Source organism: Roseburia sp. AM23-20 (genome assembly GCF_003470905.1).
Taxonomy (GTDB): domain Bacteria; phylum Bacillota; class Clostridia; order Lachnospirales; family Lachnospiraceae; genus Roseburia; species Roseburia rectibacter.
Genome location: NZ_QRHS01000003.1, coordinates 138,765 through 153,281 on the forward strand (window position 1 = coordinate 138,765; position 14,517 = coordinate 153,281).

General features: G+C 42.1%; 13 protein-coding genes. All 13 read right to left on the bottom strand.

Annotated elements, in window-relative coordinates; genetic code table 11:
• Positions 1 to 152: 152 nt before the first annotated feature.
• The 13 genes from DW650_RS04735 to der all read right to left on the bottom strand — a co-directional run bounded on the left by DW650_RS04735 (position 153) and on the right by der (position 14,394).
• The gene (locus DW650_RS04735) at positions 153 to 425 is read right to left on the bottom strand and encodes a PDDEXK nuclease domain-containing protein (protein ID WP_330414594.1); all 273 of its coding nucleotides are present in this window, start codon (positions 423 to 425) and stop codon (positions 153 to 155) included.
• A 166-nt stretch (positions 426 to 591) separates the two neighbouring features.
• A complete protein-coding gene (locus DW650_RS04740; protein ID WP_118209205.1) occupies positions 592 to 1,392 on the bottom strand; it encodes a CPBP family intramembrane glutamic endopeptidase in 801 nt (266 codons plus the stop codon).
• A complete protein-coding gene (locus DW650_RS04745) occupies positions 1,389 to 3,638 on the bottom strand; it encodes a DNA gyrase/topoisomerase IV subunit A (protein WP_118209206.1) in 2,250 nt (749 codons plus the stop codon). The genes DW650_RS04740 and DW650_RS04745 overlap by 4 nt, the downstream gene beginning before the upstream one ends.
• 64 nt (positions 3,639 to 3,702) lie before the next feature.
• The gene (locus tag DW650_RS04750) at positions 3,703 to 5,625 is read right to left on the bottom strand and encodes a DNA gyrase/topoisomerase IV subunit B (protein ID WP_117919558.1); all 1,923 of its coding nucleotides are present in this window, start codon (positions 5,623 to 5,625) and stop codon (positions 3,703 to 3,705) included.
• 69 nt (positions 5,626 to 5,694) lie between these two features.
• The gene (locus DW650_RS04755; RefSeq protein WP_118209207.1) at positions 5,695 to 6,789 is read right to left on the bottom strand and encodes a PucR family transcriptional regulator; all 1,095 of its coding nucleotides are present in this window, start codon (positions 6,787 to 6,789) and stop codon (positions 5,695 to 5,697) included.
• A 145-nt stretch (positions 6,790 to 6,934) separates the two neighbouring features.
• Positions 6,935 to 8,047 (bottom strand): ABC transporter ATP-binding protein, encoded by a 1,113-nt coding sequence (locus DW650_RS04760; RefSeq protein ID WP_117919554.1) that lies wholly within the window; start codon positions 8,045 to 8,047, stop codon positions 6,935 to 6,937.
• Between the two features lie 246 nt (positions 8,048 to 8,293).
• A complete protein-coding gene (locus DW650_RS04765; protein WP_118209208.1) occupies positions 8,294 to 8,998 on the bottom strand; it encodes an SDR family oxidoreductase in 705 nt (234 codons plus the stop codon).
• Between the two features lie 12 nt (positions 8,999 to 9,010).
• Complete coding sequence (locus tag DW650_RS04770) at positions 9,011 to 10,045, bottom strand: SPL family radical SAM protein (protein WP_186899092.1); 1,035 nt, start codon at positions 10,043 to 10,045, stop codon at positions 9,011 to 9,013.
• Entirely contained in the window at positions 10,017 to 10,943 is a 927-nt protein-coding gene (locus DW650_RS04775) for a hypothetical protein (protein WP_117919548.1), read from the bottom strand. The genes DW650_RS04770 and DW650_RS04775 overlap by 29 nt, the downstream gene beginning before the upstream one ends.
• 3 nt (positions 10,944 to 10,946) lie before the next feature.
• Entirely contained in the window at positions 10,947 to 11,387 is a 441-nt protein-coding gene (locus tag DW650_RS04780; protein ID WP_117919546.1) for a dUTP diphosphatase, read from the bottom strand.
• 12 nt (positions 11,388 to 11,399) lie between these two features.
• The gene (locus tag DW650_RS04785; protein ID WP_117919544.1) at positions 11,400 to 12,413 is read right to left on the bottom strand and encodes an NAD(P)H-dependent glycerol-3-phosphate dehydrogenase; all 1,014 of its coding nucleotides are present in this window, start codon (positions 12,411 to 12,413) and stop codon (positions 11,400 to 11,402) included.
• A gap of 11 nt (positions 12,414 to 12,424) precedes the next feature.
• On the bottom strand, positions 12,425 to 13,069 hold the full coding sequence (gene plsY / locus DW650_RS04790) for a glycerol-3-phosphate 1-O-acyltransferase PlsY (RefSeq protein ID WP_117919542.1): 645 nt from the start codon (positions 13,067 to 13,069) through the stop codon (positions 12,425 to 12,427).
• The gene (gene der, locus DW650_RS04795) at positions 13,069 to 14,394 is read right to left on the bottom strand and encodes a ribosome biogenesis GTPase Der (RefSeq protein ID WP_117919540.1); all 1,326 of its coding nucleotides are present in this window, start codon (positions 14,392 to 14,394) and stop codon (positions 13,069 to 13,071) included. Before der ends, plsY begins: the two co-directional genes overlap by 1 nt.
• Positions 14,395 to 14,517: the final 123 nt, after the last annotated feature.

Here is a 14,517-nt window from a genome sequence, read left to right on the forward strand (position 1 = left end):
GCTCTCACAAAAAGTTAATTTTCAGAATCATTTACATATGAAACATTGATCTGTATCAGTTGTTCAACCTCTTCTTCATCATATGTTTTTCTAGCAAAAAATGGGACTCATTGGCTGCTCATTTAGCGTCCGTGTCCCATTTTTTTCTCTTACTATTTATTTTCCTGTTTATGCCACTCATTCAAAACCGCCTCCACCTGTGCGATCAACTGCTCCTTATCGGGAATATAGGAAACATAGCACGAAGCAAAAATATTATTAGACAGACCGCCTAGTGCATATTCTGCTGCTATACTGTCCTTGTCCGTACAAAGAATAATGCCAATCGGTGGATTATCATGTTCGTCATTTATTTCTGCGGCATAATAATTCAGATACATATTGAGCTGTCCAGCAGCTTCTGGTGTCAGTTTGGTAGTTTTCAATTCCTTTTTCTGCGAGAGCAAGCACTGTTTTTTTGTTTGTTTTTCCCTCTGATAATAACAGCCTTTCATAGAGAGACGTGGAAATCTGCCACTTTAATTCCCGTATCGACCACCCGGAGTTGATAGCTTCCTTTTCCATATTAGTAAATATCCGCGCACTTTTTCTTCAGTCTCTCTCATCAAATCCCACATTCTTCTTCCACCTCCAGAATCCAACGATTACAACACCAGCCACAACAAGCATCCCCGCCGTAAAGCCAATCCCTTTCGCATCCGCCGCATAGCCAAAGGACAGCCATCCCGTCTCTGCACGCACAACTGCCACGGTATTCGCTGCGATATGTCCTAATACCGGTACATAGAAAAATCCTGTCTTTTCATACAAAAACGCCAGCAGACATCCTAACACTGCCGCATATAAAAACTGTACCAGATTCACATGCACCAGTCCAAAGATCAGTGCAGAACAAATGACTGCAGGATACACACCAATCATAAGTTTTAATCTCTGATAAACCACTCCACGGAACAATAATTCTTCTGCAATCGGGATCAGAAGACAAGAACCAAGGAACTCGTAAACTGCTGTTCCCGCAAAAAATGCCTGATTTGCAGTCTGGAACCCTTCAGATGCCTGGATGAGCGGTGTCATTGCAATAATATTGTTGACTGCAATTCCAAGTGCAGCTACAGATACAACCGTCACTGCAATATTTATAAACTGTTCCCTGCCCATATTAAACTTTCTTTTTCCATAAACGGTATCACGTACGTTCTGGTCTGCCATATAAAATTTTAATATAACCGGGATCGTAACCGCCGCACATACAAGCTGACGCAGCATATACGTCTCATTCGCAGTACCAAGAAGCATCTCCAGTGCAAAATAGCAGAGACTCGATACTACATAATAAAGTCCGATCGGATAAAGGATCTGCCAGATCTGGTAACCTTTTGTCTGTTTCATCGTTTGGTTCCCTTCGTGTCACGTCCTGCAGTACGCAGGCGGTTTAATGCTACCTCTTTGCCTTTTACCTCAACATTGACCGAATCTTCTGCATTCAGCAGATAAATGGCAGTAAGTGCATCGCCTGCACCTAATTTCATGCCACGCACTCCGACCGCTCCCTTTTTCTTTTCCGGGATACTTGAAATATCAATTCTGAGGAAAAAGTCTTTTTCAGACTGCATCACAAGTGTTTCTTCCAGTGTAAGCGCCTGTACAAAGATCAGCTCATCACCTTCGTTTAACTTTGTCGCGGCTGTGGTACGTTTTGCTACATCAAATTCACTTCCATCCACAACTTTTAACATTGCAGATTTTGTTCCAAAAAGAACCTGTGACCGGCTGATTGCAGCAAGATTCGTGATATAGACAAAATTTTCCTCGCTGCTGTTATAATTACTTAAGTTATCGATCGGCGTTCCCTTGTCACGGAATTTACCATAAGGAAGATCTAATACCTTTAACAGATGCATCTGTCCCTTATTTGTAAAAATGCAGATTTTATCCGTATTTTTGCAGGTTAAGATATAGCGGTTTTCCGTATTCGCTGCCTCTTTATTTCTCTCATAAGTTGCAACATCCACAGTTTTTGCATATCCAAAACGATCCATCAGGAATACAACATCCATTTCCTCGATCTTCTTCTCTTCAACAACCGCTTCCTCCAGGTTATCGATCACCGTTTTTCTTGGTTTTTCATACTCTTTCTTAAAATTCTCTAACTCTTTGATGATAACTTTTGCCATAGCTGCACGGCTGCCTAAAATATCCTCATATTTTGCAATATTTTTCAGCGTCTCGTCATGGTCTTTTAAAAGTGCTTCCAGTTCAAGTCCGATCAATTTCTGCAGGCGCATCTCGAGGATCGCTGTAGTCTGTCTTTCTGTAAAACGGAGTTTTGCCGCCTCACGCTTCGACTGTTCGGATTTGAAATTGATGTTATCCGTGATGCCATCCGTCAGACATGCTCTTGCATCCTTTACATTTTTACTTCCACGCAGGATCTCAATGATCAGATCAATGACATCGGTTGCCTTGATAAGACCTTCCTGAATCTCCTTTTTATCACGTTCTTTTGCAAGAAGTGTCTGATACTTGCGTGTTGCAAGTTCATACTGGAAATTCACATGGTGACGGATGATCGGAACGATTCCCATGGTTTCCGGTTTGCCATCCGCTACTGCTAACATATTGACGCCAAATGTATCTTCCAGTTTCGTTTTCTTATAGAGAAGATTCTTTAAATTCTCGATATCCGCACCTTTTTTTAATTCCAGAACAATACGGATTCCTTCTTTCGAAGACTGGTTTGTAATATCAACGATATCAGAAGTTTTCTTTGTCTCAACCAGATTATAGATATCATTTAAAAACTTTCCGATATTCGCACCGATCATGGTATATGGAATCTCGGTGATGACAAGACGGTCTTTTCCGCCTTTTCCCTTTTCCACTTCTACCTTGCCACGGATCTTGATCTTGCCCATACCAGTTGAATAAACAGCCATCAGCTCGTCCTTATTTGCAACGATACCGCCTGTTGGGAAATCCGGTCCCGGTATATACTGCATCATCTGCTCTGTGTTGATATCCGGATCTTTCATATATGCGATCACACCGTCAATGACCTCGCCAAAATTATGTGGCGGAATGCTTGTCGTCATACCGACAGCGATTCCCTCTGCTCCATTCAAAAGCAGATTTGGCACTTTTACAGGAAGTACTTCCGGCTCTTTTTCTGTCTCATCAAAGTTCGGGACAAAATTTACTACATCTTTGTCTAAATCTGCCAGATATGCTTCCTGTGTGATCTTCTGTAAACGTGCCTCGGTATAACGCATTGCAGCGGCACCATCACCTTCGATAGAACCAAAATTACCATGCCCGTCCACAAGCGGCAGACCTTTTTTAAAATCCTGTGCCATTACAACAAGTGCATCATAAATAGAGCTGTCACCGTGCGGATGATATTTACCCATCGTATCACCAACAATACGCGCACATTTACGGTACGGCTTGTCGTAACGGATGCCCAGTTCATACATATCGTAAAGTGTTCTTCTCTGCACCGGCTTCAAGCCGTCCCTCACATCCGGCAGCGCACGCGCAATGATAACACTCATGGCATAATCAATATAAGATTTCTGCATCAGTTCCGAGTATTCTGTGCGGATAATCTGTTCTTCCTGATTCATATCATACTCCATTCTGTCATAATAAGTTTTCGGCTGCTATCCACATTTATCAAATGAACGGCAGTCATTCACCTTGTCAGATATCAAGTGCTGCGTCCTGCGCGTGTTCGTAAATAAACATCTTGCGCGGCGGCACATCATTTCCCATCAAAAGTTCCGTGATATCAGATGCCATACGTCCATCTTCGATCTCGATACGTTTTAAGATCCTCGTTTCCGGATTTAATGTCGTCTCCCAGAGCTGTTCTGCATCCATCTCACCAAGACCTTTATAGCGCTGAAGCGTAAAATTACTCTTATGATTTCTGCGGTAACGCTCTAAGGCAGCATCATCATAGAGGTATTCCTCCTCACCTTTTGCAGGGATTGCTTTGTATAACGGCGGCATCGCCACATAAACATGTCCCTCATAGATCAGTTCCGGCATAAAACGGTAAAACAGTGTCAGAAGCAGCGTAGAAATATGCGCTCCATCCACATCGGCATCCGCCATAATGATGATCTTATCGTAACGCAGCTTTGTGATATCAAAATCATTGCCGTAGCCTTCGGAAAAACCACAGCCAAACGCATTGATCATCGTTTTGATCTCCGCATTTGCAAGCACCTTGTCAATACTTGCCTTCTCTACATTTAAAATCTTACCACGGATCGGTAAGATTGCCTGGAAATTACGGTCACGCGCTGTCTTTGCAGATCCTCCTGCAGAATCTCCCTCGACAATAAAGATCTCACAGATCGACGCATCCCTGCTCTCACAGTTGGCAAGTTTTCCGTTGGAGTCAAAAGAAAACTTCTGTTTTGTCAGAAGATTTGTCTTTGCACGCTCCTCCGTCTTACGGATCTTCGCAGCTTTCTCCGCGCAGGAGATCACAGTCTTTAATACCTCTAAATTCTTATCAAAATAAAGCTGTATCTCATCACCGGTCACTTTTGCCGTGACACGCGACGCATCCTGATTATCCAGTTTTGTCTTGGTCTGTCCTTCAAAACGTGGGTCCGGATGTTTGATGGAAACGATCGCCGTCATACCGTTACGGACATCTGCTCCGGTAAAATTAGAATCCTTTTCTTTTAAAATCCCAAGTTCCCTCGCATAGGAATTGATGACAGTGGTAAATACCGTTTTAAATCCGGTAATATGCGTACCACCTTCTGCATTAAAAATATTGTTACAGAATCCCAGAATATTCTCATGGAACTCATTTGTATACTGAAATGCAGCCTCAACTGTGATTCCATCCTGCTCACCTTTAAAATAGACCACATCGTGAAGTACCTCATTGTTTTTATTCAGATCTTTGACAAAACCAATGATTCCTTCCTCCTCATGATATACGATATGCTCCACTTCCGGCCCGCGTTTATCCTCATAAATGATCGTCAGTGCCGGATTTAAGTATGCTGTTTCATGCATACGGCTCTTTACTTCATCTTCTTTAAATCTTGTCTTTTCAAAAATCTCCGGATCTGGGAGAAAGTTGACTTTTGTGCCTGTTTTTTTCGTTTTTCCAATGGTCGGAAGTAACCCGTTTTCCAATTCGACCACCGGAATACCACGCTCATAACCATCATGATGGATATAGCCATCTCTGCTGATCCAGACATCCATATGTGTCGATAATGCATTTACAACCGAAGAACCGACTCCATGCAGACCACCGCTGGTCTTATAAGCGGAATCATCAAACTTTCCTCCTGCATGCAGTGTCGTATAAACTATACGGGCAGCCGAAACTCCCTTTGCATGCATGCCGACCGGAACACCTCGTCCATTATCCTCCACGGTACAGGAACCATCCGCTTCTAACGTTACATAAATCGTATCGCAGGCTCCCGCAAGATGTTCATCCACCGCATTGTCCACGATCTCGTAGATCAGGTGATTTAAACCTTTCCGTGAAACACTGCCGATATACATTCCCGGTCTTTTTCTTACCGCCTCAAGCCCTTCAAGAACAGAAATACTGCTCTCGTCATAGCCGCCTGTCTTTGCCATTTCTTTCTTCCCTTTCCTGCTAAATCTATTCCTTATTTACCAGATAACCTTTGTATCTGCGTCAAATTTCTATCTCTGATCCGTATCCTGACGTTTCGCATACTGCATATGTGAAATAACCATCAGTGCAAGTTTGAATGTCATCGCATCATCAAATTTACGGATATCAAGTCCAATGATCTTTTCTAACCGCTCCAGACGATACACTAAAGTATTTCTGTGTACATAAAGCTGTCTGGCTGTCTCTGATATATTAAGGTTGTTTTCAAAGAATTTCTGTATCGTTGTTGTTGTCTCTTCATTAAAGATATCCGGTATCTCATCACCGAACACCTCATGAATAAACATTTCACACAGACTCATTGGAAGCTGGTAGATCAGACGTCCGATGCCAAGATAACGATATGCGATCGTCTCCTTTTCCGCATAGAAAATCTTCCCGACCTCAAGCGCCATCTTTGCCTCCTGATAGGATTTTGCAATATCCGGCAGATTATTCACCTGATTACCGTAACCGACTCTTACACGCACCATCGCCTCCGTGTGCATATTATCCACGATCATATCGGCTAACTTCTGTAATTCATCTTCACTTTTGATGTCACGTACATCTTTGATCAGCACAATACTCTGCTCGTCCACTTCTGTCACATAATCGCGCATTTTGGTTGCAAAGAGATTTTTTACAAGTTCCACTGCTGTGGAATCTTTTTTATCTTCCAGATCGATCACATAAACCACACGTTCCGCCTGCTCAATATGAAGTTTCTGTGCCTTATTATACATATCTACGACTAACATATTGCCAAGCAGGATATTCTGCATGAAATTGTTCCGGTCAAACTGTTCCATATATGCCGCCGCAAGATTCCTGATCTGGCAGACTGCTAAACGCCCTACCATATAAGCATCCTCTGCCTGCGACTTTGTCAGCAGAATATATTCCACCTCGCCATCCACGATAACTTTAAAAAAGTGATATCCTGAGAGCATCTGGCTCTCTGCCATGGAATCTGCAAAAGACGTGATCGCATCTTCTAAATCCTCCTCCGGCTCAAAGGTTGCCGCAACCGGTTTTCCTTTTTCTGTATAAAGTGCAAGATCAATTCTCGATATATCTTTTATCTCATCAAGTGCTGTCTGTATTTTATGGTTTGAAATCATAATCTGTTTCCTTTCCGATATCTCCCCTTCGTCTGGTTTACATTCATCATCTGCTTTACAATTTCAGCCTCACTGACGAACAAAAACTGGGTACATCACTGTACCCAGTTTTATTTTAAATGATGTTCTGTTTAATTTTACCGAATTAGTTGGTAATTGTCAATTCTGTTTCTTTGTCGAAAACATGAATCTTCTCAGGATCAATAGCAAGTTTGATGTGATCTCCCATACGTGCTGTTGTTCTTGAATCAACTTTTGCAGTCATGCTTGTGCCTGCTGCTTTGAAGTATAATAATACCTCAGAACCTAATAACTCGTATCCTGTTACATCAGCCTCGAATGCACAGTCTTTGTGTGCTTCGATCTCGATCTCGGAATCACCGATATCCTCTGGTCTGATACCCATAACAACAGTCTTTCCGTTGCATCCTGCATCTGCAAGTTTCTTTGCTTTTGCTGGTGGTAATACGATTGTTGTGTTATCAAATGTAAGAGATACTTTGTCTCCCTCTACTTTACATTTTGTATCGATGAAGTTCATCTGCGGAGAACCAATGAATCCAGCAACGAATAAGTTATTCGGCTCATTGTATAATTTCTGCGGAGAATCAACCTGCATGATAACACCATCTTTTAATACAACGATTCTGGTACCAAGTGTCATAGCCTCGGTCTGATCATGTGTTACATAGATGATAGTTGCTTTTAATCTGTTATGTAAGGAAGCGATCTCAGAACGCATCTGTACACGAAGTTTTGCATCCAGGTTGGATAACGGCTCATCCATAAGGAATACCTTAGGATTACGAACGATAGCACGTCCCATAGCAACACGCTGTCTCTGTCCACCGGATAAAGCCTTTGGCTTACGATCTAACAATTTCTCAAGGTCAAGGATCTTAGCTGCTTCCTCAACTTTTCTCTTGATCTCATCCTTCGGAACTTTTCTTAATTTTAATCCGAATGCCATGTTATCAAAAACTGTCATATGAGGATACAGAGCGTAGTTCTGGAATACCATTGCGATATCTCTGTCTTTTGGCTCAACATCGTTCATGAGCTTTCCGTCGATATAGAACTCACCAGAGGAGATTTCCTCAAGTCCGGCGATCATACGAAGTGTAGTAGATTTACCACATCCGGATGGTCCTACGAAAATGATGAATTCCTGATCTTCTACTTCAAGGTTGAAATCCTTAACAGCTTCAAAACCGTTAGGATAAACTTTGCAAATGTTTTTTAATGATAAACTTGCCATTGGTCTAAATACCTCCTGATATTTGTGTTTCGTTATTTGATAAATATACTATACAAAAAAGATGCAAAAAGCGCCATATGTCTCCTACACAAAGAATTTTTGTTTTTCTTGTAGGATGTCACAGTGCTCTGTGCATCTTTTTCCTTTTTTCGTCAAACTGACGGCTTTTTTATCAAAAACTGTACAGATTGACGGATACAGATGTTCTTCTTTTTTATAAAAAGTTTATTTTATGATCAGGCATAATCATTTTTTACGGATTCGGTGAAGCTGCGGTCTTAATACAAGTTCCGGAATTACGATTCCCTCCCGCTGCTTTAGCACATATTCCACTGCCTCTGCCACTTCTTTCGGGGTGAGATAAGATGCTTTTTCTTCTCCAACTGTAAAATCCGCATTCCGGTACAGATTTGTTTCAGTCATATCCGGGTATATCGCAGTCACTTTAACCCCATATTTTCTTGCCTCTTCAAATAAACTTGCAGAAAATGCTGCAAGTCCTTCCTTAGTTGCAGCATAAGCACATCCATGCGGACTTGGCTGTTTTGCCGTAACAGACGATATATTGATGATATAACCGTTATTTTTCTTCAGTGTCCGTAAAAGCTGCTGTGTAAGGATCAATGGTACTTCTAAGTTCACGCGGACCATTTCCTGTATCTTCTTTGGATTCAGTTCTTCATGAAGTCCATAGTAAGCTGCCCCTGCATTATTGACAAGGATTTTTACTGTGTGTTCCGATGTGATCTGTTTTACGATGGCACACAGTTTGTCCGTGTCAGTCAGATCACAGATGATGGGATGGAATACACCCACATTTTGTTCTGTTTCCACTTTTGAATCAAACCTGCGCCCGATACCAAATACATCATATCCCAGCGCACATAATTTTTCACTGACAGCGCGTCCGATACCGGATGAAGCGCCTGTTACAATAGCTGTCTGTATCATACTATTCCTTTCTCACGACTCCCACCGGAAAATCTTATCTTCCGGCACATATTGCAGAAGTTTACCGGTCAGATAGTGTTCCATCTGTTCTGTCAGCTCTTTTCCATAATGATACACACCGCCATCATTCTGAAATGGAAACTGTACCACCGCAGAATAAGGTTCGCTTTTTCTCATTTTTTTCAAATAATCCTGTGATACACGGAAAGAACCGACACTGACATCAAAGATCTGATCCATCGGTACTTCTTTTGCAACAAGTTTTATCATTTCATCATACTCCTGCTGCCAGTCTGGACAGTATATCATCGGATCAAAACAAAGACGCACCGGAAAGCCTTTCTGAACCGCCCCTGTTACACAGGAAATACGCTGTTTTAACGATGGCGTATTATGCTCATACTGTTCTGTAACACGCTGTGGTGACAATGTAAACGCATAAATAATATTTTCATCCGGAATAAGGCTTTCAAAAGATTTTTCATTCGCTGATTTCGTGCGGATTTCAATTTTAAGCGGATTCGGTGATCTTTTGTTTTCTTCCAGTACAAAATGTTCCCATTCCCTGACGTAACCGGTCACGGAATCGAACGCTAAAAGATCCGTATCATAGGACACACACAGATATACCGGATGCTCTGACAGCATCTGATGTAGTTCTTTAAAAATATCTTCTATATTAACAAAAATTACAATATTAGCCGAAGGGTACATTCCTTTTAAGTAGCAGTATTCACAATCGTAAATACAGTTCATCATGCAGGAAGTATAATAAAACCAGGTATTCCCAAAATTCTGGCACACCGGGGCGCCCTGATAGATCAGACTGCCTGTCTTTTTCGCCAGGATCAGGTTCTGCGCATGGTGCTGTTCCTCATAATCCTGTCTGCGTCTGCAGAATATATCTTTATAATGTCTGATATATACAACTTCTGCATTTTCAAACCTTGTGAGGATCTTCTTTACCCGCGGATGATCTGCTATTTCTTCTTCCACATAAATATGAGAAAAAAACGGATTATAATAATTTTCGTCCAAGTTCTTCAAAACAGCGTTTCCCCTCTCTTTTATCCCTGCAGGGCAATTTCCCGCTCTGATACATTTCGCTGATAACCCCCTGATAGTCAATCCCCGCAAGTGAAGCATATTTTAACTGCTGTTCCACCGAAGCACGCATCACTGCCGAGCAGTGCATATCGGTGCTTAACCGCTGCGCAAATTCTGATACCTCGCTGGCTTTTTTTTCATACTGTGATCTTTTCATTTCGCCAATCTTTACCAGTTCATCCAGATAATGACTGATTTTTGCAACTACACCTTCAACACTTTGTCTTAGCACTTCTGCTGACATATTCTGTACATTTCCATCATCTGTCACAATTTTCAGGAATGACATCTGATGCGGTCCAAAAAAATATGCCCCGGACTGATACACGGCTGATGCTTCCATATCATACAAAAAACTGTCTGATACGCTGTTTTTTGCAGATGTTTCATATTTTTTTATGAATTTCATCCTGTCTTTGACGCAGTAAGCCACTGCTCCTGTTATAATCTCTGCTTCTGTAAAAGGATGTCTGTACAAAATATCCGGATAAAACGTTCGTCCCGTCACATGTTCTGTAATCTTTTTACACAGATATATCTTTTTTTTAGATTGATATCCACTATCATCGGGTACATATACTCCATGTTCTCCACAGGATATCCACGCACAGGTTCCGATATTTACCAGAAAATCCTCCGGTTGTGGAGTTCTCTTTGTGCAGATTCGCATCACCGCAGCCGCTGCCGCATTCATTCCACATCCTGTTACTGTGAGCAGAATATTTTCTTCCTCATCAAAAAAGACAGGGAAACAAGTTTCATCTGTCTTTTTTTTCAGTCCATATTCACGAATCAATGGTTCTGCCTCATGGTACAAGGCACAAAATATATATATCATCTTTTACGCTCTTCCGGTACTGCCGATACCACCACGATTTTCATTGCCTAATGTATCCGTCTCTTCAAAATGAATAACCGGCTGGTGTTTCTGGATACGGAACTGGCAGATGCGGTCATTGACATTGATCTCTGTATCACGCATTGCAAGTGCCGGCATCATCCACACATCATCATCTCCGCAATAACTTTCATCCACGACACCCATATGGTTCGTCTGAATGATTCCAAAATTCTTATAGGTAGAACTTCTCGGTACGATGACCGCCTCATATCCTGCCGGAAGCTGCATGGATACTCCAAGTTTTATCAGCTTAAATTCGCCTTTTTTTAATACAACATGCTCTGCTGACCGAAGATCGATCCAGTCACTTTTTCCGTCAATATAAGTAAGTTTTTCTATCTCATCTGAATGATATTTAATCCTGATTGTCTGCTGTTCCATTTTTACTCCTGTCTATTCTGCCCACTCTAAACTGCTGTGTTCTTCCCTGCGGTCACGCAGCATCAGCTCGCGCACTGCATCTTTTGCCGTTTTATCGTCAAACAGAACATGATTGATCTCCTCAATGATCGGCATATCTACTTCGTATTTTCTTGCAAGCGCAATGGCTGCTTTCGCAGAGTAAACACCCTCAACAACCATCTTTACTTCATCCATCGCCTGCTTCATCGTGTAACCCTGTCCCATCAGCATACCGGCTTTACGGTTTCTTGAATGTTTACTCTCACAGGTTACAATCAGATCACCGATGCCGGTAAGTCCGTTTAACGTCTCAGCATTTGCCCCCATCTTAATTGCAAGTCTGCTGATTTCAAAAATACCGCGTGTGATCAAAGCTGCCTTGGTATTGTCTCCATATCCAAGTCCATCTGCCATTCCTGCTGCAAGCGCGATCACATTTTTCAAAGATCCGCCAAGCTCCATTCCAAGGACATCCGGGCTTGTGTATACACGGAATACTTCGTTCATAAAGATATCCTGCACACCCTCAGCCACAGATTTTTTTCTTGCACCGGCAACCACCGTGGTAGGAAGTCCGATTCCGACCTCCTCAGCATGGCTTGGTCCACACATTACTGCTACATCTGCGGCAGGAATCTCCTGCTCTACAATATCAGAAAGTGTCATAAGCGTGTCTTCCTCAATCCCTTTTGCCACACAGACGATCACCTGTCCCTTTTTCACGAAAGGAGTCATAGATTTCGCTGTGCTTCTTGTAAAAACAGAAGGCACTGCAAGGATCAGATAATCTTTTCCTTCGATCGCTTCTTTTAAATCTGTTGTAAACGTAATATCTTCCGGCAATTTTACTCCCGGAAGTTTATCCACATGCTCATGTTTTTCACGGAGCATCTGTATCTCCTGCTCCACGATTGACCAGACTGTCACATCATTGCCATTTGTATGTAATACCAGAGAAAGTGCTGTACCCCAGCTTCCTGCACCAATAACCGCTGTCTTTGACATGCCGATTCCTCCTAATTTTTTTTCATTCCAAATTTGTTTTCTGTTCCAGTAAGCAGACGCTTAATATTGGCTTTGTGTCTCCATAATGCCATCGCTGTAAAACATGCGCTGACTATGTAAAACTCCGGCAGATATACAGCATCCACATGCAGATATCCCATATGTCCAAAAATAAGCACCTGGATCAGATAACTTGTAACCACAAGAATCGAACCTAACGATACATATCTTGTAATTGCGATCGATCCGATAAAAAGGATCAGACAGATTGGTGCTGCAAGCGGGCATACGGCAAGTATCATACCGGATGTGCACGCGATTCCCTTTCCGCCCTTAAACTTCAGATAAAACGGAAAGTTATGTCCTAAAACTGCTCCAAATCCTGCATAAAGTTCTAATATTTTGACCGCATCCGGATATTTTCCAATAAAAATGAACCGGATCAAGAGCACAGCAAAAATAGCTTTGAACAGATCTCCCAGAAACGTGATAAGACCCGCTTTCCAGCCTAACACACGAAGCGTATTCGTCGTTCCAGCATTGCCGCTTCCCTGTGTCCGAATATCAACGCCATGCTTTTCTCCATAAATATATCCTGTCTGGAATAATCCAAAACAATACCCCACTGCCACTGCTATGATTCTTGCCCCAAGCATTACTGTTCTTCCTTCCTCTCACGAATGATAAATTTTAACGCTGTTCCACGGAATCCAAACGTATCACGGATACGGTTTTCTAAATAACGTGTATAGGAAAAATGCATCAGTTCTTTGTCATTGACAAAAATAACAAACGTAGGCGGTTTTACTGCAACCTGTGTGGTATAGTAGATCTTTAAACGTTTTCCCTTGTCTGAAGGCGGCTGCTGCATTGCCACTGCCTCTGCAACAATTTCATTTAATACACCGGTTGCCACACGCATGCTGTTATTCTCGATGACAAGATCGATCATATCAAACAGTTTATTTAAACGCTGTCCTGATTTTGCAGAGATAAATAAGATCTCCGCATATGGCATAAAACTTAAGATCTGACGGATCTTCTCTGTGTGGCGGTAGATCGTCTTATCGTCTTTTTCAATGGCATCCCATTTATTGACTGCAATGATAATTCCTTTTCCTCTTTCATGGGCAATACCTGCGATCTTTGCATCCTGCTCTGTCACACCCTCAGTCGCATCGATCACAATGATGCATACATCAGCACGTTCCACTGCAGTCACTGCACGGATGATACTGTATCGCTCTATTTCTTCTTTAATCTTATTCTTGCGTCTGAGTCCTGCCGTGTCAATAAACACATATTCTTTTCCATTGTAACGGATATCCGTATCGATCGCATCACGTGTCGTTCCTGCGATATCGGATACGATCACACGATCCTCCTGTGCAAGTTTATTGATCAGGGATGACTTTCCTACATTCGGTTTTCCGATGATTGCAACTTTCGGTCTCTCATCCTCAGCCTCGTCCTTATTATATTCCGGGAAATTTTTAACCACCTCATCAAGCATATCTCCAAGACCTAACATGGAGGATGCTGAGATTGGATATGGATCCCCGATACCCAGATTATAAAACTCATACACATCCGGCATGAATTTTTCAAAGCTGTCCACTTTATTGACAACTAAAACGACCGGCTTTCCCGAACGGCGCAGCATATCTGCCACCTTGGCATCTGAATCCTGAAGCCCCTGTCTTACATCCGTCAGGAAGATGATCACATCCGCAGTTGCGATCGCGATCTCTGCCTGCTCACGCATCTGGGATAAAATAATATCTTTACTGTCCGGCTCAATACCACCGGTATCGATCATGGTAAAATGATAATCCAGCCAGGTCACATCTGCATAAATCCTGTCTCTGGTCACGCCCGGCGTATCTTTTACGATGGAAATCCGCTCGCCTGCAAGCACGTTAAACAACGTTGATTTTCCAACATTCGGGCGACCTACGATTGCCACTACAGGTTTACTCATAATTTTCTGTACTCCTTTTATCTTCAAATCTCATACACTCATGAGCGGTTAAAACAATGCTCTGAACATTATTTTGATTTTACAATATCCTGTGGTTCTTGTAAAGATATTTTCCTCATCGGA